The sequence below is a fragment of the Methylomarinum sp. Ch1-1 genome (assembly GCF_030717995.2).
GTDB lineage: Bacteria > Pseudomonadota > Gammaproteobacteria > Methylococcales > Methylomonadaceae > Methylomarinum > Methylomarinum roseum.
Map to the genome: position 1 here is coordinate 2,469,362 of NZ_CP157743.1, position 24,318 is coordinate 2,493,679.

Here is a 24,318-nt window from a genome sequence, read left to right on the forward strand (position 1 = left end):
TGGCGGATCCGCTGCGAGTGATCCACCGGCACGGGTAGGGTGTGCTGACGATAGGAAGCGCACCGGTTTTTGATGCGCTTCACGTAGTTCGACACATCCGAAGGCAAGACGTTGCTTTGCGTAGGATCGCCGCCCTCGGCGCGAAAAGAGCCATTCGGCCCGAGGGCGGGCCTCCTACGGGCAGACTTTGAACGTTTGGGGCGGGTTAAATAACCCGCCCCGCCTGGAGCCGCCCTACATTGGCGGATCCGCTGCGCTTGATCCGCCCTACCGGTGCGGGTAGGGCATCGCAATCGCCGGATGAATTCTCAAAGCCGGACGGAGTTTACAACTTCGTCCGCAACCTTCGCGAAGCCACCCTACATTGGCATCGCAATTGTCGGGTAACCCGTGAACAGATAAGCTTTTTATTCGACCAACTCCTTCAGCCGATAGAGCAAATCCAACGCCTGCCTAGGACTCAAATTGTCCGGATTGACTTCCTCCACCAGGCAGACTGCCGGATGGCATTCCTTCGATGAAAATATATCCAGTTGACTGTTGCCGGTCTCTGCCTGCTGTTGCAGGTAGGCATGGTCTTCCAGTTGCTGTAATTTGCTTTTAGCGTTGGCGATCACCGATTTCGGCACCCCGGCCAGCGAGGCGACTTGCAGGCCGTAGCTCTGATTGGCCGGTCCATCCTTGACCGAATGCAGAAAAATAATCTTGTCGCCGTGCTCCATCGCATCCAGATGGATGTTGTGTATGTTTTTTTGCTCGTCGGCCAGCGTCGTCAGCTCGAAATAATGGGTGGCGAATAGCGTGAAGGCCTTGGTTTGCTTGGCCAGATAATCGGCGCAGGCCCAGGCCAGCGACAGGCCGTCGAAGGTGCTGGTGCCGCGACCGATTTCATCCATCAGGATCAAGCTGTTGGCGGTGGCGTTGTGGAGGATGTTGGCGGTTTCCGACATTTCGACCATGAATGTAGAGCGGCCGCCGGCCAGATCGTCCGAGGCGCCGATGCGGGTGAAGATCTTGTCGATAGGGCCGCAGCTGGCCGACTTGGCCGGCACATAGCAGCCGATATGCATCATCAGCACGATCAGCGCCGATTGCCGCATATAGGTCGATTTACCGCCCATGTTCGGGCCAGTGATGACCAGCATGCGGCGCTGATTGGAAAATGACAGGTCGTTGGCGACAAAGGGAATATCGGAAACCTGTTCGACCACCAAATGCCGGCCGCCTTCGATTTCGAGACCGGGATCATCGGTCAGCAGCGGTTGGGTCAGGTTCAAGGTGTCGGCGCGCTCGGCGAAATTGACCAAGACATCCAGTTCGGCCAGCGCCGTCGCACATTGCTGAATGACGGCTAAGGAGCCGCCAATGTGCTCTAGCAATTCGTCATACAGGGATTTTTCGAATGCCAGCGATTTTTCCCGGGCGCTCAGCACCTTGTCTTCGAAGGCTTTCAGTTCCTCGGTAATGTAACGTTCGGCGCTTTTCAGCGTCTGCTTGCGGGTGTAATGGGCGGGCGCCTTGTCGGCATGCAAGCGTGAGATCTCGATATAATAGCCATGCACGCGGTTGTAATTGACTTTCAGGTTGTTGATGCCGGTCGTTTCTCGTTCGCGGCTTTCCATGTCGAGCAAAAACTGGTCGGCGTTCTGACTCAAGTTGCGCAATTCGTCCAGCTCCTGATTGTAGCCGGCGGCGATGACGCCGCCATCGCGTATCAAGACCGGCGGGTTGTCGATAATGGCGCGTTGCAGCAAAGCCAGCGACTCCGGTTGTTCGCCGATTTGTTGGCGGAGCGCTTCGAGATGCGAATTTTCCGCGCCGGATAATTGCGCCTGTAGCTCCGGCAAGACCGCCAGGGTATTGCGCAATACTACGAGATCACGCGGCCGAGCGGACTTCAAAGCGATCCGCGAGCTGATACGCTCGATGTCGCCGACCTGTCTCAAACTGCTTTGTACCGTTTCGTAGAGCTGCTGCTGCAACAGCGTGTCGACACAGGCATAACGTCCGTTAAGTGTGTTGTGATTGCGTAAGGGGCGATTGATCCAGCGACGCAGACAGCGGCTGCCCATCGCCGTCGCCGTTTTGTCCAGCACGCCGAATAAGGTGTAGCGCATATCCCCGCTGGGATGGGTATCCAGTTCCAGATTGCGGCGGCTGGAAGCATCCAAGGCAATACTTTCATGGCTGTTTTCGACCGCAATACCCTGAATATGAGGCAGGGCGCTTTGCTGGGTGTCCTTGACATATTGCAATAGGCAACCGGCCGCGCTGATCGCCGCGCTCAGATGCTCGCAGCCGAAACCTTTCAGATCGTGGGTGTTGAACTGTTTTAGCACCAGCTGGGTGGCGCTTTGCAAATCGAAATGCCATGGCGGTCTTTTACATAAACCCCGCCGTTCGTTTAAGTGAGTCGGTAGTTTGTCGTCTTCACTGCACAGTAATTCGGCAGGATTCAGTCGTTCAATTTCGCTGATCAGTTCTTCTTCGGAGCTAAGCTGTTGCAGCACGAATTTACCGCTGGTCAGGTCCAGGCAGGCGATGCCGACATGGTTTTCCAGTCGACTGACGGCAACCAGCAGGTTGTCTTGGCGGTCTTCCAGCAAGGCCTCGTCGGTCACCGTGCCCGGCGTGACGATACGCACGACCTTGCGTTCCACCGGGCCCTTGCTTTTGGCCGGATCGCCGACCTGTTCGCAGATCGCCACCGAGACGCCGTTTTTCAACAGGCGGGCAAGATAACCTTCGGCGGCATGATAGGGAATGCCGGCCATCGGAATCGGCTGTCCGGCCGAGTGTCCCCGGCTGGTCAGGGTGATGTCGAGAATTTGCGCCGCTTTCTTGGCGTCATCAAAGAATAATTCATAGAAATCCCCCATGCGGTAAAAAAGCAGTGTGTCCGGATGTTGAGACTTGATGCGCAGATATTGCTGCATCATTGGGGTATGTTGATTGGCGGTTTTCGATTTAGTTGTCATACTGCGTATTTTATCTAAACTGATATGACAGAACACTATGGATATCGAAATATTTGCGCTGGCCGAACAGCTGGGTGCTGTTCTGGAAAGCAAGGGCGTGATGATTGCCGTTGCCGAATCCTGTACCGGTGGCGGCATTTGTCAGGTCATCACCGAGGTGCCGGGCAGTTCGGCCTGGTTTGACCGAGGCTTTGTGACCTACAGCAACGATGCGAAAAAAGACCTGCTGGGCGTCAAACAGGCCAGTCTGGAACAATTCGGCGCCGTTAGTCAACAGGTCGCTACGGAAATGGCGGCAGGCGCATTGCAACATAGCCTGGCCGATATCACCGTGGCCGTGACCGGCCTTGCCGGTCCCGGCGGAGCGACCTTGGATAAACCGGTGGGAACGGTATTTATCGCCTGGAAGCATAAAAGCAGAGAAGGGCGTTGTGAAAGATTTTTGTTTAGCGGCTCCCGCGCCGAGATCCGCCAGCAAACGATTAAGATGGCTTTAAAAGGGTGTTTGGAACTTGGAAAAAACAGTTAAGTATATAAGCAACCCAGATAAAATCGAATTTACGGTGAAATTGGCAGATTTAAAAGATAAGGTTTTATGATGGAGTTTAAACACTCAAAGGTGTAATTTTAGAAGAATTCCACTAAATCGTTTAGAGGGCATTGCAGTAGTCAGGACCTTGGCTGAACGCTCAATAGAGTCTATTGGCCATCATATAACCGCCGGCTGTCCTAAAAAACCAAATCTGGGAAAGAACAAAACAATAATGAAAAAAGAACAATTTCAATTCACCATTGAAGCGGGGAAAGCCGAACGTCATTACTGGATGGATTTATGGCGTTACAGAGAGCTTTTTTATATTTTGGCGTGGAGAGACATTGCGGTTCGTTATAAACAAACCATTATCGGTGTTTTATGGGCTGTGCTTCGTCCTTTATTGACGATGATGATATTTGTCGTGGTATTCGGCAAGATCGCTAAGTTGCCTAGTGAGGGAGTTCCTTATCCTATTTATGTTTTTGCCGCGATGTTGCCGTGGACGTTTTTTGCCACGGCGTTTTCCGATGCCAGTAATAGCCTGATTGGTAATTCCAACTTGATTTCTAAAGTATATTTCCCCCGTATAATTATTCCTGCGGCCTCTGTTATCGTTTCCGTCGTGGATTTTTTGATCTCTTTTTTAATTTTACTGGCTCTAATGGTTTGGTATCGCTATTTGCCGAGTTGGCAAATGGTTGCTTTGCCGTTTTTGTTATTTTTGGCATTCTTTGCCGCTCTGGGTATGGGTTTATTGATCGCTTCGTTAAACGTCAAATACAGGGATTTTCGTTTCGTTATTCCTTTTATCGTTCAGCTTGGGCTTTATATTTCTCCAGTTGGGTTCAGCTCAACGATTATTCCGGAACAATACCGGGTCTTTTATTATTTGAATCCAATGGTCGGCGTTATCGACGGTTTTCGCTGGGCGATCAGTGGTGGCACTACTGGTTTGAATCGTGACGAATTGATGATTTCATTGACAATGATCGTTTTGCTCTGCTTCATTGGCATTACGCACTTTAGAAATACCGAAAAAACCTTTGCGGACGTGATTTAAGTGAACGACGTAATGGAACAACTTAAACAAGGTGAAGGACAAACGTCTGAGTTTAAAATGACTTTTCAGAAAGAAGTCATAGAAACCATTGTTTCCTTTGCCAACGCCAAAGGTGGAAGGGTTTATATAGGCGTTAATGACCGAGGCGATATTATCGGCGTTAAACTGAATAAAGAAAGTCTACAAAATTGGGTTAATCAAATAAAACAAGCAACCTCGCCTTCCGTCATTCCGGATGTTGACACGGCAATCGTAGAGGGAAAAACGATTGTTGTTATGGAGGTTAAAGAATATCCGATTAAGCCGGTTAGTGTTAAACATCGATATCTGGTGCGTAAAGCAAATGCCAATCACATCATGAGCATGGACGAAATTGCCAACGAATATCTTAAAACCAAAAATAGCAGTTGGGATTATTATTCGGATAGTCAACATAATTTCAGGGACATCAGTCTGAAAAAAATCGAAAATGCTGTCCGTAAAATAGAAAAAAATCTTGATAAATCGTTTGATGATACGCCGATACAGATTTTGCATAAATATGGCTTGGTTCGGGACGACCAAATCACCTTTGGCGCTTATTTATTGTTTGCACAAGATTTTTGCCCACTCAGCGGAATACAGGCTGGTCGCTTCAAAACCCCAACGGATATCATCGACAGTATTTCCCTTAATAGCGATTTGTTTACGGAAGTTGAAGAACTGACGGCCTTCGTTAAAAAGCATCTGATGGTAGAATACATCATTACCGGAGAACCTCAACGAGCGCACCGTTACGATTATCCACTCGATGCCATTCGAGAAATTGTACTTAATATGATCGTTCATAGAGACTATCGGGATAGTAGCGATTCGGTAATAAAAATATTCGATGACCGCATGGAGTTTTACAATCCTGGAGGGTTATACGACGACCTTACCGTTGAGCAGTTGATCACCAACAATTATCAATCAAAAACGCGCAACAAACTCATCGCCATGATGTTCAAAGAGTGCGGTTTGATCGAAAAATACGGTTCCGGCATAAGTCGAATTAAAAAGCTCTGTGCCGATCAAGGGCTAAAGGAGCCGATATTTGAAGAGAAACACAAAGGGTTTAAGGTAACGCTTTATAAAAAAACTACCCAAGAAACTACCCAAGAACCTACCCAAGAAACTACCCAAGAAACAGTCCGGAAGTTATCGACTCAAGATCAAATGCTGGCGCTTATTGAGCAAAACAGCAAAATAACGCGAGTGGAATTGGCCGCGCAAATTGGCGTGAGTGAAAACGCCATCAAACAACAAATTGCCAAATTAAAAAAAGCAGGTCGACTGCATCGGATTGGCAGCACTAAGGGCGGATACTGGGAAGTACAAAAATGACCATTGCGATCAAAGTAGAAAATCTGAGTAAGCGCTATATCATCAGGCATGAAAAACAGACCGGCCATCATCGTTACGAGACACTAAGTTTGTAGCCTGGATGCAGCGTAGCGGAATCCGGGAATGGCGTGGTTCCGAGGGTCCCGCATTCCACGATGCTTCATGCGGGCTACGAGCTGGTTTTGGATCGGAAATCACGCGGAGTATGACAGGCTTATTAAATCTCAACGATCACGAAAAAGCCGCATCACCCAGGCAAATGAAGGGGTTCTGTGGGAGCGACGCCTGCGTCGCTCCCACGCTCTGCGCTCATCGATATACATAAGTCGAAAAAAGCCAGATTGCAATATGATTGATTTATAAGGTGCTTTCAGACTTGTGTATAAGAATGAGCGTTCCGCTAGGGATTGATGAGATTCAATGTTTATGGATGTCCTCACAGTTTATGGATGTCCTCACAACCAGCGCTCTGTGCTGGAATGCTTCCGGGAGTGCAAAAGCTTTAGCTTTTGCTTTTACGCCGACAGATGCGTAGATACAAAGCGCCAGCGTGTACGGAAAAACCAATGCCCGCCTTGGCTCTTGGACCGGTTAGGCTTGAATAAATAGTTTGTAGCCTGGATGCAGCGTAGCGGAATCCGGGAATGGCGTGGTTCCGAGGGTCCCGCATTCCACGATGCTTGATGCGGACTACGAGCCCCCCATTCGTAGGGTGGATAAGCGGAGCGCATCCACCGGGTCGGCATTTTTGGTGGATGCTATCCACATGCTAAAGCAAAAATTGATGAGTTACTTAAATGAGCGCAATTTGTAGGATTGATAGGAGCGAAAACCCCTCAAAAACCATATATAGAACGAATAACAGAGCGAGCGATGGTTTCATTGCATTCTACCCATCCTTGTATCTTAATTACTGTCATGTTTAAACGCTTAAAAAACCGTCCCAATTTGCAAAAAGTTCTGGCGAACACAGGTTGGCTTTTTGCTGATCGTATTTTGCGTATGGGAGTAGGTTTGTTCGTTGGCGTGTGGGTAGCGCGTTATTTGGGGCCAGAACAATTTGGTTTGTTAAATTATGCCGTTGCCTTTGTTTCACTGTTTGGTGCGATTGCTGGTCTGGGATTGAATGGTATTGTCGTGCGCGATTTGGTCAACGATCCGGAAAATGCTAAAGCTACGCTTGGGACTGCTTTTGTATTGCAAATTATCGGCGGCCTGATGGCTTTTTGTATTGCAGTCGTCGCTATTGCTATTATCCGGCCCGGTGATGAACTGCTTAAGCTGATGGTCGCGCTGCTGGGCTTGGTTATGGTTTTGAAGGCCACTGACGTAGTGAAGTATTGGTTTGAATCACAGGTGCAATCCAAATATAGCGTTTGGGTGGAGAATGCCGCTTTTTTGATTTTTGCCGGAGTTAAAGTCATATTGATCTTGCAGCAAGCGCCGCTTATCACTTTCGTCTGGATTGTCTTGGCTGAAGCCGCCCTTGTGGCCGTGGTTTTATTAATCATGTTTGCTTGGCGTGGTGGAAGATTAAGAGCCTGGTGTGTTCGGGGCCGTCGCGCAAAAATTTTGCTTAAGGATAGTTGGCCGTTAGTTTTATCCGGTCTCGCTGTCATGGTCTACATGCGCATTGACCAAATTATGTTAGGTCAAATGTTGGGCGATGAAGCGGTCGGTATTTATTCGGCGGCAGTGCGTATCAGCGAGATGTGGTACTTCATTCCAACGGCAATCGTGGCCTCGGTGTTTCCGTCGATTATAGAAGCAAAAAAACACAGTGAGGCGCTTTATTATCGACGGATTCAGATGTTATATGACCTGATGGTTTGGTTAGGGGTATTAATCGCTCTACCGATTACTTTTTGTGCGGACTGGTTGGTTAGTTCTTTGTTTGGATATAGATATCAGCAAGCAGGAGCGGTATTGGCACTTCATATTTGGGCTGCAATTTTCGTCTTTCTTGGTGTGGCAAGTGGCAAATGGTTCTTGATCGAGAATATGCAGAAATGTGCATTCTATAGGGCATTAACTGGCATGGTTGTCAATATTATTGTGAACTTTGAGCTGATACCAACATATGGCGTTATCGGTGCGGCGATGGGCACTTTAGCATCACAGGTTGTTGCCGCTTATTTGTATGATGCCGTACAAAAAAATACAAGAAAGACTTTTGCACTTAAAACGGCATCACTATTGCCTTTTATGTTATTTATTCGGAAAAGGTTTCAGTTAAATGAAGCAGTTAATTAAAGTTTTCTTTGCAAGAGTATTTTTTTACCGATTTAATAAGCTACTATATCGCTTAAGTCTTTGTGGTTTAGGTGTTTTAAACTTTGAAGATGAAAAAGTCAGTGGCGAATCTGTGTTTCTTAAGAATTATTTTAAGAACAATCCAGGAGGAAATGTTTTTGATGTTGGGGCCAATATTGGTAATTACACTAGAAGTGTTTTTAAATACAATCCTAGTGCTAAAGTGGTTGGTTTTGAGCCACATCCAAAAACATTTGAATTATTGAATAAAAATATAGCTGCTGAAAACTTTAAAGCGGTAAATGCAGCCGCCGGTGAACGCGAAGGATTGTTATCGCTTTATGATTATAAGGAGCGTGATGGTTCTTCCCATGCATCCTTATACAAAGATGTAATAGAAAATATACATAAAGGCCATGCAATTAGTCATAGGGTTAAAGTAATTTCCCTTGGCGATTATATCGAAGCTAATAATATCGAAAAAATTTCTTTACTAAAAATCGATACGGAAGGTCATGAGCTGAGTGTCTTGAAAGGTATGAAAAAGCAAATAAATGGTGGCCTGGTTGCGGCGATACATTTTGAATTTAATGAAATGAATGTATCTAGTAGAACTTTTTTTAGAGATTTCTGGAATATTCTTCCAAATTACGATTTTTATAGGCTTCTTCCAGATGGTATGGTGAAGATAAAAAAGTACAGTCCTGTCTTTTGCGAAATATTTGCTTATCAAAATATTGTTGCCATATTGAAATCTGATGATGACTCAGGATTATAAGGTGTGTTTATGAATGAAACATATCATTCGCGAAAGATATCTCCCTCCTGGGCAGCATATCTGATTGGATTGTAATCTGTTATTAATATAATCAAATGAAAAAAATCCTAATCACCGGCGGTGCCGGTTTTCTTGGTTCGCATCTTTGCGAGCGTTTGCTAAAAAATGGGAATGACATTCTCTGTGTAGATAATTTTTTCACTGGTAGCAAAACCAATATAGCTCATCTTATCGGTAATCCGTTTTTCGAGATGATGCGTCACGACGTGACCTTTCCTCTATACGTCGAAGTCGATGAAATTTACAACTTAGCTTGTCCAGCCAGTCCAGTTCATTATCAGTTTGATCCCGTGCAAACCACCAAGACCAGTGTGCATGGAGCTATTAACATGTTGGGATTGGCCAAACGGGTAAAAGCGAGAATATTTCAGGCATCCACCAGCGAAGTTTATGGCGATCCCGAGGTTCATCCTCAGCTAGAAAACTATTGGGGGCGTGTCAACCCGATTGGTCCGCGCGCGTGTTATGACGAAGGCAAACGGTGTGCGGAAACGTTATTTTTTGATTACCACCGTCAGCACAATTTGGATATCAAGATTGCGCGCATCTTCAACACCTACGGACCACGCATGCATCCTAACGACGGGCGAGTGGTCAGTAACTTTATTGTTCAGGCTCTTAAGGGCGAAGACATCACTATTTTTGGCGATGGTCAACAGACGCGATCATTTTGTTATGTGGATGATTTAATTGAAGGGTTTGTCCGTATGATGAATACAGAATGCGGATTTACGGGACCGATCAACATGGGTAACCCTGTCGAATTCACTATGCTTGAATTAGCAGAAAAAGTACTGCAACTAGTCGGCGGAAAATCCAAACTTTCATTCCACCCGTTACCTCAAGACGATCCTAAGCAACGTCAGCCGGATATTGATCTGGCAAAATCAAAGCTCGACTGGGCGCCAAAAGTGCAATTGGAAGACGGTTTGAAAGAGACAGTTGCTTATTTTAAGAAGACATTAGGCTAATAATCGATGAGAAGCGCCGTATTATTTTTGGTTTTTAACCGTCCGGAACCGACAACACAGGTTTTTGAAGCCATTCGCCAAGCCAAGCCGCCACGTTTATATGTTGCTGCCGATGGTCCGCGCCCCGATAGAGAAGGAGAAGCCGTACGATGTGAAGAAGTCCGTCGGATTGCCACTGATGTTGATTGGCCATGTGAAGTGGTCACATTATTTCGAGAGAAAAACCTCGGGTGTAAATATGCGGTAAGTGGTGCTATTACCTGGTTTTTTGAGCAGGAGGAAGAAGGAATTATTCTGGAGGATGATTGTTTGCCGGCGCAGTCTTTTTTTGGTTTTTGCGATGAGTTACTAAAAAAATATAAATATGATAAAAGAATTGGTCATATTTCTGGATATAACCATTTTCCTAATAGAGTATTTGATTGCGACTATTTTTATAGCCTTTTTCCCGGAATTTGGGGATGGGCTACATGGGCAGATCGATGGAAAGATTATAATGTAATATTAAGTATTAATCCAAATGTCATAGACGCCTTGGAAAACAGGCTATATGATAAAAAAATGTATTGTTATTGGTACAAAATATTTAATTCTATTAATGACATAGATACATGGGATTACCAATGGTGTTTTACGTTGTTAACACAAGGTTATTTATCTATTAGACCCTCTAAAAACTTAGTAACTAACATTGGATTTGGAAATGATGCTACCCATACAAAAACGTTTGACAAAAACATTTTCGATAATAAAGCCGATGACGTTAAATACATAAATATCAAAGGACCTAGGTTTTACGTAACTAATAAAAAAGATGACAAAATGTTTTTTTCAAAAAGACTTGATAAGCCTCTTATAGAAAAAATAATTTGTAAAATAAAAAATGCCTTATTTTGAAAAACATAAAGTTTTCTTTATACATATACCAAAAAATGCAGGGATGTTTGTTGAAAAGCAGTTTGGTATACCTCAAGAAATTGTAACCTATGAACAACCAACAGACAAAAAATGTTTTTACAGAACCTTGAAAGATCAATATAGCTCTTTAAAAAAGGGAAGTAAGTTGTATGATCTTGAAAAAAAATATATTTATGGTCAGTTTGGCGGATCATATGTATTTCAACATGCTTCTTTGAGAGACATAATAGAATATCGCATCCTAGATAAAGAAGTTTTAGATAGTTCCTTATTGATATCAGTCCATAGAAACCCTATCGATAGAGCTATTTCTATTTATAAATATTGGGGTTTTAATAGAAAAATGAATTTTGATGAGTTTTGTAAAAAAATAATTAAGAACCCATCAAATGTATTAAACCGATTTGATCAGTTGATGCACCTAAAACCACAGGTTTCTTTTGTAAAAAATAGTGGAGAATACGAAAAAAAGATTTTTTGGCTATCCTTTGAGAATCTTTATGAGGACCTACTGAATCTTATTTCTAGTCGAAAGATAGATATAAAAATAGAAAATAAAAAAACAAATAAGTCTATTGAAAAAAAAATTGAGATATCTGAGTTCTCAGAAGAAATAATAAAATCAGTCTATGAAGAAGATTTTTTATATTTTGGTTACAAGTGAATACAATGAAAATTCTTCACTTATGTCATTCTGATATCCAAGGCGGAGCCGCCCGCGCAGCCTATCGTTTGAACCTCGCCTTATTGAGAAGCATAGAAAGCCATATGCTCGTTAATAATAAATCCAGTGATGATCATACGGTTTTGCGACCGGATACATTATTAAAGCGGGGCTCGGCAAAGTTGCGTGAAGTGTTAGATAGACTGCCGACTTGGTATTATCAAAACCGTACCCCAACATTATTTTCACCCGCCTGGGTGCCTTTCTCGGATGTAGCTGATCACATTAATGGGATTAATCCGGATATAGTGCATTTGCATTGGGTAGCGGCGGGCATGATGCGAGCAGAAGATATAGCCAAGATTAAAGCACCGATTGTTTGGAGTCTGCATGATATGTGGGCATTTACGGGAGGCTGTCATTATGATGAAGCATGTGCTGGTTATCTGAAACAATGTGGTAATTGCAAGGTTTTAGGTTCTGCAACTTCTTATGATTTAAGTCGTTGGGTATTTAATAGAAAAGCAAAACATTTTGCTAAGCATACCAATTTGACGATTGTCGGATTAAGCCGGTGGCTTGCTGATTGTGCTCAAAACAGCTCGCTTTTTAAAAACAATACGGTCGTTAATTTGCCGAATCCTATCGATACCCAAACTTTCGCTCCTTTAGAAAAGTCAATCGCTCGATCATTGCTGAATTTACCACCCGATAAAAAATTGATTTTATTCGGCGCTATGAATGCGGTTAGCGATCCCCGGAAAGGGTTTCGTGAATTGATTGGTTCATTAACATCCTTGGAAGTAACCAATACCGAATTAGTCGTGTTTGGCAGTAGCCGGCCTAAGGAAGCGCCTAATTTTGGATTAAAAGCGCATTATTTAGGGCATTTGCATGATGATCTGAGTCTGCGAGTGCTTTATAGCGCTGCCGATGTGATGGTTGTTCCCAGTTTACAGGAAAATTTATCCAATGCGATTATGGAGAGTCTGGCCTGTGGAACGCCTGTAGTTGCATTCAATACAGGGGGCAATGGGGATATGATTGAGCATCAAATAAACGGCTATTTGGCTCAAGCTTTTGATTGTGAAGATCTCGCTCTAGGCATTGAATGGGTATTGAATGCTCCAAATTATTCTGTATTATCTCAAAATGCTCGCGAAAAGGTTGAGCGGGAATTCGATAGCCGGGTAGTAGCCAAAAAGTATATCGATTTGTACCAAAGTATCTTAAATAAACAATCTACATGACAAATAAAAAAGCCCTCATCACCGGCATCACCGGCCAGGACGGTTCCTATCTGGCTGAATTCCTGCTGGAAAAAGGCTATGAAGTACATGGCATCAAACGCCGGGCTTCGTTGTTCAACACCGAACGTATCGATCATCTTTATCAAGACCCTCATGTTGAACAGCGCAATTTGATTTTGCATTACGGCGATTTGACCGATAGTTCAAATCTGACGAGAATTCTTCAGGAAGTGCAGCCGGATGAAGTGTATAACCTGGGGGCGCAGTCGCATGTCGCGGTCAGTTTCGAGTCGCCGGCATATACCGCGGATGTCGATGGGTTAGGGGCTTTGCGTTTGCTGGAGGCGATTCGTTTCTTGGGTTTGGAGAAGAAAACCCGTTTTTATCAAGCTTCGACATCGGAACTGTATGGCCTTGTGCAGGAGACGCCGCAGAAGGAAACTACGCCTTTTTATCCCCGTTCGCCGTATGCGGTGGCTAAGTTATACGCTTACTGGATCACGATTAATTACCGTGAGGCTTACGGTCTCTATGCCTGTAACGGCATATTATTCAATCACGAGTCACCGCGAAGGGGCGAGACCTTCGTGACCCGTAAGATCACTAGAGGTCTTTGTAATATCGCGTTGGGTTTGGAAGATTGTTTGTATATGGGGAATATGGATGCGCTCAGGGATTGGGGACATGCCAAGGATTATGTTCGGATGCAGTGGCTAATGCTGCAACAGCAGCAGGCGGAGGATTTTGTCATTGCCACTGGAATACAATACACGGTCAGGGCGTTTATTGAGATGGCGGCCGCCGAGCTGGGGATAACCTTGCGTTTTGAGGGTCAAGGTCTGGATGAGATCGGTATCGTCGATCAGGTTGCAGGTGATAAGGCGCCGGCATTACAGCCAGGCGATGTCATTGTGCGGATCGATCCGCGTTATTTTCGTCCTGCGGAAGTGGAGACTTTGCTGGGCGATCCCAGCAATGCCAAGTCGAAGTTGGAATGGGAGCCTGAGATTACCTTGGTTGAGATGATCGGCGAAATGGTCGCCAATGATCTGGAACAGGCCCGGCGTCATGCCTTGCTGAAACAGCATGGTTTTACTATGGCTATGAGTCACGAGGGGTAGGGCTGGCTATGCAGGCTAAGAAACGGGTGTATGTGGCTGGGCATAACGGCATGGTGGGCGCGGCTCTGGTCAGGCAGTTACAACAGCAGGATAATATTGAGCTGGTGTTGCGCTCACATGGCGAACTCGATCTGACCCGCCAGGATCAGGTCGAAGCGTTTTTTAACGGTCAGGCGCTCGATGAGGTTTACTTGGCGGCGGCCAAGGTTGGCGGCATTCATGCCAATCATGTTTATCCGGCGGAGTTCATTTATCAGAACCTGATGATCGAATGTAATGTCATTCATGCGGCGCATCGTGCCAATGTGCAGAAATTGTTGCTATTAGGTTCGTCCTGCATTTACCCAAAACATGCCGAACAACCGATGAGTGAAGACGCGTTGCTAACTGGTGCCTTAGAGCCAACTAACGAGCCTTATGCCATAGCTAAAATTGCCGGCATAAAGTTATGTGAGAGTTATAACCGTCAATATGGCCGCGATTATCGAAGTGTGATGCCGACCAATTTATATGGACCGCATGATAATTTTCATCCTGAAAATTCTCATGTCATTCCGGCCTTGCTGCGCCGAGTTCATGAAGCCAAAATAAATCAGGTGGAAACTGTGACGATTTGGGGCAGCGGCCAGGCAAAACGTGAGTTTATGTTTGTCGATGATATGGCGCGAGCTTGCATTTTTGTCATGACCTTAACCCATGAGGCCTATGGTTCAGTCACTCAGCCGATGCTTTCACATATCAATGTCGGCACCGGCAGTGATTATAGTATACGTACTTTGGCTATGTTATTGTGCGAGATTATTGGGTATTCGGGATGTTTGCTGTTTGATTCATCAAAGCCGGACGGTGCGCCGCGAAAACTATTGGATGTTTCCCGCTTAAATGCGTTGGGGTGGCAAGCACAAATGGATTTGCCTTCCGGCATTAGGGAAACGTATCGGTGGTATTTGGAGCATGAAGAGCGATTGAGACGATCGGGGCGATAGCGGCAAATTGGCGCTAATTCTATTTGGTATTTTCAAGTTATTATTAGGATCGCAACGCACAAGTTATGTTAGCTTCTAGACGACAAAAATAGCGCACGTTTAAGCAGATAGACTAACAAATAGCGGACGGTATATAGCGTCACTCCCAAAGGATAAAGATATGGGATCGGGTAATGCGCTTTGAATAATGTGGTGACATCGCGTAAGTTCCGGTGCGAGCGGATGCTGTGCAGGGATTGTAAAAAACCACTGAAATTTAGCGCGCCAGGATTATTCGCCAGCGAGGTGCGAGTGTTGTCTATTTCCACGAAGGCGCGGGGAGCGCTATATAGCGGTATATGTCGCTTGCTGGCTTGTAAATAGAAATCATGATCGGCCCCATAATGAGGCAATCGCTTCTCATCGAACAGTCCAATCTTTGTAAATACCGACGATGGAATAATCACTCCACGACCACCGACAATGAGTTTCACCGCTAGTAATTCACTGTTTTCCATGGCGGGCGTCAGCTCTCGTGGGCCGGACAGGCTTGGAAACCCTAACAGCAAAAAAGTGCGGGAACTGATTGAAATTGGTCGGCCGCTCTGCCAATCACGCTGGATAGAAGCGATTATGCTATCGGGATTGTCATTTGCCAGCTTGACCAGGGTGCCTAAAGTATCTGATGTCACATAGCAGTCGTTGTTAAGAAGTATGACTGCCTCTGCGCCACGATCCAGAGCGTAACGGATGCCCAGATTCGTTGCGCCCGCCCACCAGCGGTCAGCTGAGCCGGTCAAACGTATGACCTCCGGGAACTCTACAGCTAGCTTGTCACGGGTTTCATTGGTGGTGCCGTGATCCACTACCAGAATGTTGAATTCTCGGTAACGGCTCTTGCGCAATGCTTCCAGGCAGATCCGAGTCTGAGCATAGCCGTTGAAGTCGGTGATGATGATATGGAGAGCGTTCATGGGGCGAGTTTGATTAATGAGTCATGCAATATCCGACCGATTGATTCCCAGGCCAGGCTTTCAGGAAATGACGCAATTTGCGGGTCAGTTAATTGAGAGCGGATTGCGCGGGCCATATCAACAGGATCGGGTTCACAGAGCGAACTGGCAGTCCCCTTGAATATTTGCTCATGACCGGACACTCGCGTTGCTACTACGGGTTTTTCGCAGGCCAGGTATTCTGCAATTTTGCAGGCGCCGGACATTTGGTTGAAGGTATCATCTTGATACGGCACACTGACCACATCACATGCTTGAATCAGAGTCGGAATCGATTGCTGCGGCAGTTCCCCTAGATAGTCGATCCAAGGTTCATCAATACTCGTTCCAGTGACTCTGCCAGCCAATACCAGACGCAACCGTGGCATGGTCTGTTTTAGCTTGCGGCAGGCTTCAATAAGCAAAGGGCCTCTGGTAGGTGTGATTGAGCCAAAATAACCTATTAGTGCCGATTTTTCATCGTTAGCAAGACCCAATGTTGTTCTGGCTTGCTGCATATCGCCGGGCGCAAATAACGTTCTATCGACACCATTTTCTATCAGTAGGGTGTTTGGATTTGCTTGGCTTAATATTTTTTGTAATGAGAGGCTAGGACAAATCACAAGATCTGCGTTTTTTACGGCGGAACGAAACATCGCCCTCATGCTGGGGATGCGATTACCTTTGAAGACAGGATAATAGTCATAAACATCAAACACAAAAGGTACATTAAGTCGTCTTGCCATTTGTAGTCCTAAAAAGCCAATATGGCTATCACCGCTACCGATTATAATCTCAGGTTTAGCACGACGCATGCCGCTGTATAGGCGTGGAATCAGTTTCGGCAATTGAGTGAATGTCGAAGGTATTGTCGAAAAGAAAACATTTGATGCGTTGAGTGTTGTCTTGAATTTATTTCTATAGTCAATGGCATCAACGGTTACTTGATTGCCATGTTGTGCTAGCTGTAAGGGAAGCTGGAACAGGCGGCCGAACTGGTCGTTAATTAAGTCTTTATTGGTGTAATAGCGTTTACAAAGGCAGTACACGTTCATCGGCGTAGTCTTAGGCTGTTTCAAGATGCATCAAGACAAAATACAGGGCAGCAAACGGCATCCCGCCTCTCGCTGCACTTGCTCATCTTTGGCGCGATGAAATTCTGAATGCAACATCTTGTTGCAGATGTCTATGTAAATCAACAACCTATTTGCTTCTTTAAAATTTTGCTGAATAGTTAGCAATTATTTTTTATGGCAGAGAAAATAAATTTGGTATTGCCAATGAAGCGGCCAAACTGTTAAGGCGAACGCCTGGATCGCCCTGATAGGCGTTTTATACCATTTGTCTTTTAAAATCCAAGACCATGACAAAACGTGTAAATCTTTCCATTTAGCTGTGACTTCCAGACCTGCTGATTCGAATAAATTTCTCCACTGGGCTAGCGGCAAAACCTCTTCTTTGGCTTCGACTTGATGAGTGCCTTTGAACAAGCCTAGGCGACGAGTCAGGAAGTCGGCATTTGGCACAAGTATTAAAAATTTTGCGTTACTTTTGGCGACTCTTACCATTTCTTCAATCGCCTGTTTTTTGTTGACAAAATGTTCGAGTGAACCAAGGCAGGTGATAAAATCGATTTCGAAAGGCAATGATTCGGCTGGAATGGCATGAAAATCACCTTGAGGCATGATAGATTTGCAAGCTTCAATGGCTTTTGTGGATAAATCGATTCCCGTTGGTATTGCATTGTTTTGGCTTGCTGCGTATAGAAAACTTCCGTTGCCGCATCCAACATCAAGGATTTTTTGGCCTTCTGAAATATTAAGTTTATTGACCAGATTTTTATTATGTTTTGAAATATGGGTATCTGCTATTGTATTTTTATAGTAGACCGACTCGTAGAACTTTTTAATATCTTTAAGCTTATTCTTTTCATCATCATTAATATGCATTTTCATCTACTTTAAGTTCATCAATGGTTTTGATATATCGATCGGCCAACTTATTCCAGCAAAAGTTTTCTAAGCTGAATGCTTTAGCATTCATACCCGCGTTTTTTAATTCTAAATCTGATTTACTGACGTCTTCAATTTTTTGAATAAAAGCTGTGGGGTTTTCCGCTTCTATTAACCAGCCATTTTGGTCATTAGTGATGGAGTCTTTAAGTCCTTCAAGCTCTGATCCGACGACAGCCAAGCCATTAAGATTTGCCTCCAAGACGGCTATTCCAAATCCTTCCATATCGCCGTCAACCTTAATGTTAGGTTGTATAAAAAGATCGGCATTTGCATAAATCATATTTTTTACACCATTATCGATAAAGCCGAGGTTGAAGACTCGATTTGTTAGCTGTTTTTCAATGATTGCTTTATTAATAGCAGCTCTATCCGGTCCATCCCCAGCAATAATATAAATAAATTTATCGCTTAAATACGGCATTACCTGATTAATAAACCAATGAACGCCTTTTCTTTTAACCAGTCTACCGACTGTTAATAGAATGGTTTTTTCTTGGCAGGAAGTTTGTAATAAATCTTCAAGTTGTTGGCGGTTGCGCTGAGTGGCGTTGCTTTGCTGCGTTATTCCATTTGGGATGACCGCTAGTTTTGTTTTGTCAATTTGTCGTTCAATTGCGGCGCTAGCGGTCGCCTGACTAACGGTAATAATTTTATCGATTTTTGGAAGAAACGCCTTAACCCAGAAGTATTGATAAATAGGGTTTTTATAGGTGATGTCGAGTCCATGAATGATGCAAATTACGAGCGTATTGGGTTTAAATAACTTAATTAACCAGCCTATAGGAGCGAGAACGCCATCACCTAGTATTATTGCGTCATAGTTTGAGGATACGAATAGCGATTTTAGGGCGCAAAGGGGCATGAAATAAGGAAGCGCCTTCTTTCCTTTTTTGTTTATGATGCTATCCGTATAAATTTTTTGTTGTAAGGCTTTATGGAGTTCATGGTTATGGTTTTCCAATCCTCCAACAATGGGCGGATAAGCCCTTGATATAAAAAGTAACTTCATAACCTGTAATTTATTTTAAGCTTGATTAATCATTAAAAAAGTATCAATCTTTCCAAAGTATCAATCTTTCCAAGGACTACGCTCAAAATCTTTGTAATGAAGGCTCGAGATTTGTTCAGAAATGATGCCGAATAAGAAGATAAATAAGGACGAAAGAAAAAGTACCGCACTCATATTAGTAAAGCGACTGATAGTGAAAAACGTATAGGCATAGTAGATAGCACCGGTCATGAAAACACCGAGACTAAGTGGGAGAAATAATCGCATCGGTGAAAATAAAGCGCCTATGCGCAAAATAATAATAAAAAAACGCATACCGTCTTTTATTATTCTTATATGACTTTTTCCCTCGCGTTTCCCGGCATGAATCGGGATATAGGCGACCGGAAAGCCGGAACGGAAAAAAGCCATCGTGCTAGTGGTCGGATAAGAAAATCCGTTAGGGAGCAGATAAAGGAATTTACGGAATTTTTCCGCTCTTGTTGCGCGAAAACCGGAGGTCAGATCTTCAATCTTGTGTCCAGTCATGACCGAAGCTAGCCGGTTATAGAAGGCATTGGCGAAACGTCTGAATAGACTGGCATGGGTGCTGGGTTTACGAGCGCCGACTACCATGTCATATCCTTCATCCAGTTTTTGCAGCAGCGTAGGAATTTCGGCCGGATCGTGTTGGCCGTCGGCATCCATGAATACCAGAATCTCTCCTTTGGCATTGCGGGCGCCGGTTTTGATGCTGGCGCCATTGCCTTGTGAATAGGGATGGCTGATCACTCGCGCTCCAGCTTGCTCCGCCAATATGCGCGTATCGTCTGTTGATCCATCATCGATGACTAATATTTCAATTTGCCTGAGATCGGAAAAGACTTCTTTTTTTAATTTGTTGATGACCGGCTCTATATTTAATGCTTCATTCTTTGCTGGCAGGACGATGCTGATGCTTGGTTTCATGTGTTTGAAGTGTTTGTTTAGCGTCTGATTCTATTTGTTGGCGTAAGTAAACTAATTCATCCCCATGCTTCGATGAAAAATAATCAACCGCTTGGTAGGATGGCAGCAAGGTTTCCGTGTAATCCAGGTGCTGAAGCGCCAGCTTATATTCACCATAGGAGGCTAAGAGGCTGCTTTGCAACAAGCCATGGCCGATGCGTTGAGTTTTTGCAAGCGCGTTATGAAATTCATTATAGGCCAGTTTGGGGTGTTCGGTGTGTAAATAAATTAATCCGCGTAAATGATCGAATTGAAAAGATACTCGATGATTTTTCAATATAGACGGATTATTATCCAGACCCGATAAAATAGTTAATGCTAGCTGTGGGTTTAATTCAGAACATTGTTTCTGATTGGCCTGTAGCACAAAAGCTTCCAATAAATTGTAATAACTGGTGGTATAAGGATTGGCTAGGGCGGCTTGACTTAGGCCGGCGGCATCCTCGCTGGTCAGATTGGAAATAGCGCATTTTTGCATCGCCCAATGAAGTTTGATATCCAGGCTGTCGGGGATGTTCGCTTTGCCTTGCGTCAAAATTTCTAAAGCAGCTTGCGGGTTGCCATATTTCTCCAGTGTCAATGCTGCTGTGCGTTGCGCGCGCGAAGACTGCTGGTTTTGCTTGGCCCAGAACAAAGAAAGCTCGACCGGGTTGCCCCATAGAGTTGAGCGTTGATACGTAAACAACGCGCAAACCGCTGCATAGCCTATGATGGCAAAACGCCAGGTTTTTAGCTGCGATGAAAGTGGGTAGTAGGCAAGCGGTAAAAACAAAAATAAAGAGGGAAGGTAGTTGCGGTGTTCAAAATAGAGCTCGAGCCCGATAGTGGTCGATTCTAATAAATGGCCGGCAAAGAAAAACAGCACGGCCAGGGCCAAAAACGGGTGTTTTTTACGCAACCAGTAGGCGGCAGTAGGTAGGGTAATGACCAGTAGGACCGAAGGTAATGTGGATATGGGGTCGAGTAGGCTGTGGGATAGGCGAATACTTTCGTTAAAGATTCCACTGTAAAACATCTGGGGAATCAGCAGATTGTATAAGTAACCGATGACTAAGCGGCTTTCGGTTAAGAGACGTTGTTTTTGACTAAATTCCCGCTGTCCCATAGGAGCATCGAAATGGCTGAAATTGATGCGAGAAAGTAGGTATCCAATAATAACAACCGTTGGCAATATTAGAAAGACGGCTAGCCAGCGTTTTCTTAAACGCGGTAATGTGCAAGACGGGGATGAAAAGATAGTGGCTTCGATACATAACAGCAATATTGGCAGCAAAGCGCCGTTTTCTTTGCTCAATGTAGCCAGAATCGTACCTAGCACTATGCCGCTGGTCATAAAGCGGTAAGCGCTTTTTTGATCGTTGCTCAGTTTTAGACGGCCATGACAGTACAGTAAGATGCCGATTAAGGAAAAAAATGTCGATAGCATCGCCATGCGCTGAACCACATAGAGTACCGTGGAGACATGATAAGGATGCAGCAGCCATAAGGCGCATGAGATTAAGGCAATCCAAGAGGCTTTAGTGGCTGGTATGGCGACGGCACTTAATATTTGTTGAATGATGAGCAGCAACAGATAGCCATTCAGAGCGTGCAGGATGACATTGGTCAGTTTGAATGGGTAAGGGTTGGCGGGCCATGTGTTGGCATTGAGGAGGAAGCTTAGAAGGCTGATGGGGCGGCCAGTGGGGCCTGCGATGCCGCTGGTGAAAAATTGTATGAACGTGTCTAGATTTCTTACGCCGTTGTAGTCGCCTAGTTTATCCACATTGCCGAAATCATCTAATAAAAAGCCGCCAAATAAGCCTGGATGGTAGGCGGCAATAAAAATGCTTGAGATGAATAAATAAGTTGCAGCCCAATAATAACGCTTGATGGATGTGGCCATGGGGTAAACGAAATAAAAACGCTTTGCATGATGTCATGCAAAGCGTTGTGTTTTATTGAAGATCCATTATCTGCAAGAAGTTGGTACGTACTTTGTTGATATGGCTGTTCCAGAAACGCCAGGTTTACAGGTCCAGATAATAGAACCGGCCGTTGTTCTTGGGCTGATGGTTAATGTTGTGCCGCGGATACCTTCGGATACACCAGCCTGGTCTGCAAAAAGGATATTAACAACTGTGTCGGTGCCATCTGAACCTGTGACGGTAACGCTAGAAACATAGTTGCCTGAAATGTCTGAGGCGGCAGCCAAACCTGCGTCTGTATTATTATTAGGGTATTGGCCTTCAGAAGCCCAATATTCAGCAATGGTGGTTTTTGCGCCAGCGGATAAGCTTAAACCTTCTGAGACTTGCGATCTAGCGATGTAATCCTGATAAGCTGGAATCGCGATGGCTGCCAAGATGCCGATGATCGCGACGACGATCATTAATTCAATCAGGGTGAAACCTTGTTGTGCTTTATTCATTTTCATGATGTTTGCCTTTTGTTCGTTGGAAAGTAAATAAACTCGCTATGGATAAAGCAGAAGCTGTGCCAAATCTCGAATTTTTTCGATAAAAAATTCAGTGAAATACAAAAAGTCATTAAAAACAGTTGCATGGGTGGCTATTTGGCGACTTAAAAATTAACCTTTTCTGAAAGGTTTGCGATGATGGTTTCGATTTATTGCCGGTGTAGGTGAGTATTTACGTTAGTAAGTGACAAAAATTGTCAGTCGGTTGTTTGTGCGTTGCTGAAATTATCACAGTGACTCTAAAGTCAGCTATATAATTTAAGAGTAAGTGATTTGTAATAAGTATGGTTGTATAAGCCATCATCCATGATAACTGGATTCCGGCAGTCCATGACGGAATGACGGAGAACCTAAGACCGTCTGACTTTTTTCTAGGCACTTATTATTGCGGCTCTTGTTCGTCGCGACTCATATATATGATCTGCATAGCCCGTCACGCGTTCTATCTTTTGGCTTTTTTTCTTGGTGATTTATCCACGCTGAAAGAGCACGGTTCAGGTAAGCCTGGTCTATGTAAACGGCAGGGCAATCGCGCTATGTTGCAGGTGATTGTCACGTAACCCTCTTGCGTTTAGGGTTGAAATGTCATGGCGCAAGGGCGCGGGCAACGCGACCTACGGTGCTAAAAGAGAAGGTGGCGCCATGTAAACGCCATTTATGTTTTACCTGATCGGTCTCATCCCTTACAATTCAGCAGTGGTTCATTAACAATAATAATATCCGGAGGAATGTATGTTTAAAATTCGTTTACTGGTTTCCGCATTGGCGTTGACCGGCTCGATGTCGGTTGTTGCCGCCGAGGCATTGCCGACTAAGGCGCCTGCGCCGGCCGATAACCCTACCACGGCGGAAAAAGTCGCATTGGGGCAAATGCTGTATCATGACCCGCGTTTGTCTTCCAGCGGGACCGTGTCTTGTGCGTCCTGTCATAACACCATGCTGGGCGGCGATGACAATCGCGGCGGTTCGGTCGGCGTCGGCGGGCAGATCGGTGGGCGTAGCGCGCCGACAGTCTGGAACTCGGCCTTCAACAAGGTGCAATTCTGGGATGGACGCGCGGCCAGCCTGGAAGAACAGGCGGCGGGACCAGTCACCAATCCGATCGAAATGGGCATGAAAAGCTGGGATGATGTGGTCGCCCGTTTGAAAAAAATAGAAGGTTACCAAAAGGCTTTTGAAAAAGCTTTCGGCAAGGACTCGATCTCCAAGGACACCGCCACCAAGGCGATCGCCGCTTATGAGCGCACTCTGATTACCCCGAATAGCGCCTATGACAAGTACGTGAAAGGGGATAAGTCAGCGATGACCGAACAACAGGTTCGCGGCATGAACAAGGCGGTTGAGCTCGGTTGCACCAGCTGTCATAGCGGTCCGGCCTTTAATGGTCCCGGCACGTTCCAGAAATTCCCCGTCATCGATAACGGCTATTTCGAAGCACAGTATGACTTCAAGAAAGACAAGGGGTTAGCGGAAGTGACCGGCAAGGAAGAAGATGAAAACTTCTGGAAGGTTCCTACCTTGCGTAATGTCGCGTTGACGGCGCCATACTTCCACAACGGCAAAGTCAAAACCTTGGATAAAGCGGTCAAGTTGATGGCTAAACTGCAACTGGGCAAGGATTTATCCGATGCCGAGATTGCTGATATCGTCGCGTTTCTGGACGCGTTGACCGGCGAATTTCCGGAGCAAAAAATGCCTAGATTGCCGGCTTACTCAGGTAATACCTTTAACTGAGCCAGTAGATGCGGTAGCCGAAACTGATCAGAAACAATGTTGTTGATGGGTTTCGCTGCCGCTCTATTGCTAAAAACCAAAACGTTCGGGGCGGGTTGAATAACCCGCCCCGCCTAAGATCTTTCCTAAAGCCGGACGAAGTTTTCAACTCCGTCCGCAACCTTTCATCGATTGCCTCATCGCAGGAAGCGTTGACCGCGCTCTT

The 24,318-nt window shown here is 45.1% G+C and carries 20 protein-coding genes; 12 read left to right on the forward strand and 8 right to left on the reverse strand.

Translation table 11 applies throughout. The features are described 5' to 3' along the window. Positions 1-407: 407 nt before the first annotated feature. Positions 408-2,978 (reverse strand): DNA mismatch repair protein MutS, encoded by a 2,571-nt coding sequence (gene mutS, locus Q9L42_RS11445; protein WP_305908271.1) that lies wholly within the window; start codon positions 2,976-2,978, stop codon positions 408-410. 37 nt (positions 2,979-3,015) lie between these two features. Here mutS and Q9L42_RS11450 point away from each other — a divergent pair, with 37 nt between their 5' ends. The 11 genes from Q9L42_RS11450 to fcl all read left to right on the forward strand — a co-directional run bounded on the left by Q9L42_RS11450 (position 3,016) and on the right by fcl (position 14,939). Further along, complete coding sequence (locus Q9L42_RS11450) at positions 3,016-3,507, forward strand: CinA family protein (protein ID WP_305908270.1); 492 nt, start codon at positions 3,016-3,018, stop codon at positions 3,505-3,507. A gap of 235 nt (positions 3,508-3,742) precedes the next feature. Next, entirely contained in the window at positions 3,743-4,573 is an 831-nt protein-coding gene (locus tag Q9L42_RS11455; RefSeq protein WP_305908269.1) for an ABC transporter permease, read from the forward strand. Positions 4,574-4,585: 12 nt separating this feature from the next. Then, on the forward strand, positions 4,586-5,938 hold the full coding sequence (locus Q9L42_RS11460) for an ATP-binding protein (protein WP_349431106.1): 1,353 nt from the start codon (positions 4,586-4,588) through the stop codon (positions 5,936-5,938). Positions 5,939-6,811: 873 nt separating this feature from the next. After that, entirely contained in the window at positions 6,812-8,191 is a 1,380-nt protein-coding gene (locus Q9L42_RS11465) for a flippase (protein ID WP_305908266.1), read from the forward strand. Beyond that, positions 8,175-8,969 (forward strand): FkbM family methyltransferase, encoded by a 795-nt coding sequence (locus tag Q9L42_RS11470; protein WP_349431107.1) that lies wholly within the window; start codon positions 8,175-8,177, stop codon positions 8,967-8,969. The genes Q9L42_RS11465 and Q9L42_RS11470 overlap by 17 nt, the downstream gene beginning before the upstream one ends. Before the next feature lie 95 nt (positions 8,970-9,064). After that, entirely contained in the window at positions 9,065-10,000 is a 936-nt protein-coding gene (locus Q9L42_RS11475; RefSeq protein WP_349431108.1) for a UDP-glucuronic acid decarboxylase family protein, read from the forward strand. Positions 10,001-10,006: 6 nt separating this feature from the next. Further along, positions 10,007-10,897: a nucleotide-diphospho-sugar transferase gene (locus Q9L42_RS11480; RefSeq protein WP_305908264.1), complete on the forward strand. Its 891-nt coding sequence runs from the start codon at positions 10,007-10,009 to the stop codon at positions 10,895-10,897. Next, positions 10,884-11,582 (forward strand): sulfotransferase family 2 domain-containing protein, encoded by a 699-nt coding sequence (locus Q9L42_RS11485; RefSeq protein ID WP_349431109.1) that lies wholly within the window; start codon positions 10,884-10,886, stop codon positions 11,580-11,582. Before Q9L42_RS11480 ends, Q9L42_RS11485 begins: the two co-directional genes overlap by 14 nt. 5 nt (positions 11,583-11,587) lie before the next feature. Then, the gene (locus tag Q9L42_RS11490) at positions 11,588-12,832 is read left to right on the forward strand and encodes a glycosyltransferase family 4 protein (RefSeq protein ID WP_305910218.1); all 1,245 of its coding nucleotides are present in this window, start codon (positions 11,588-11,590) and stop codon (positions 12,830-12,832) included. Further along, complete coding sequence (gene gmd / locus Q9L42_RS11495; RefSeq protein ID WP_305908261.1) at positions 12,829-13,953, forward strand: GDP-mannose 4,6-dehydratase; 1,125 nt, start codon at positions 12,829-12,831, stop codon at positions 13,951-13,953. Before Q9L42_RS11490 ends, gmd begins: the two co-directional genes overlap by 4 nt. A gap of 8 nt (positions 13,954-13,961) precedes the next feature. After that, positions 13,962-14,939 (forward strand): GDP-L-fucose synthase, encoded by a 978-nt coding sequence (fcl, locus tag Q9L42_RS11500; protein ID WP_305908260.1) that lies wholly within the window; start codon positions 13,962-13,964, stop codon positions 14,937-14,939. A gap of 68 nt (positions 14,940-15,007) precedes the next feature. Here fcl and Q9L42_RS11505 read toward each other — a convergent pair whose 3' ends face one another. The 7 genes from Q9L42_RS11505 to Q9L42_RS11535 all read right to left on the reverse strand — a co-directional run bounded on the left by Q9L42_RS11505 (position 15,008) and on the right by Q9L42_RS11535 (position 22,337). Beyond that, on the reverse strand, positions 15,008-15,892 hold the full coding sequence (locus Q9L42_RS11505; protein WP_305908259.1) for a glycosyltransferase family 2 protein: 885 nt from the start codon (positions 15,890-15,892) through the stop codon (positions 15,008-15,010). After that, a complete protein-coding gene (locus Q9L42_RS11510) occupies positions 15,889-16,989 on the reverse strand; it encodes a glycosyltransferase (RefSeq protein ID WP_305908258.1) in 1,101 nt (366 codons plus the stop codon). Before Q9L42_RS11510 ends, Q9L42_RS11505 begins: the two co-directional genes overlap by 4 nt. A 162-nt stretch (positions 16,990-17,151) precedes the next feature. Continuing rightward, positions 17,152-17,859 (reverse strand): class I SAM-dependent methyltransferase, encoded by a 708-nt coding sequence (locus Q9L42_RS11515; RefSeq protein WP_305908257.1) that lies wholly within the window; start codon positions 17,857-17,859, stop codon positions 17,152-17,154. Continuing rightward, positions 17,849-18,934 carry a glycosyltransferase family 4 protein gene (locus tag Q9L42_RS11520; protein ID WP_305908256.1) on the reverse strand — a complete coding sequence of 362 codons (1,086 nt, stop codon included), beginning with the start codon at positions 18,932-18,934 and terminating at the stop codon, positions 17,849-17,851. The genes Q9L42_RS11515 and Q9L42_RS11520 overlap by 11 nt, the downstream gene beginning before the upstream one ends. A gap of 60 nt (positions 18,935-18,994) precedes the next feature. After that, complete coding sequence (locus Q9L42_RS11525) at positions 18,995-19,882, reverse strand: glycosyltransferase family 2 protein (RefSeq protein WP_305908255.1); 888 nt, start codon at positions 19,880-19,882, stop codon at positions 18,995-18,997. Next, positions 19,842-21,806 (reverse strand): hypothetical protein, encoded by a 1,965-nt coding sequence (locus tag Q9L42_RS11530; RefSeq protein ID WP_305908254.1) that lies wholly within the window; start codon positions 21,804-21,806, stop codon positions 19,842-19,844. The genes Q9L42_RS11525 and Q9L42_RS11530 overlap by 41 nt, the downstream gene beginning before the upstream one ends. Positions 21,807-21,872: 66 nt before the next feature. Further along, complete coding sequence (locus tag Q9L42_RS11535) at positions 21,873-22,337, reverse strand: pilin (protein WP_305908253.1); 465 nt, start codon at positions 22,335-22,337, stop codon at positions 21,873-21,875. Between the two features lie 774 nt (positions 22,338-23,111). On the opposite strand from Q9L42_RS11535, the gene Q9L42_RS11540 reads away from it, so the two are divergent. Further along, positions 23,112-24,113 (forward strand): cytochrome-c peroxidase, encoded by a 1,002-nt coding sequence (locus Q9L42_RS11540; protein ID WP_305908252.1) that lies wholly within the window; start codon positions 23,112-23,114, stop codon positions 24,111-24,113. The last annotated feature ends 205 nt before the right edge of the window (positions 24,114-24,318 follow it).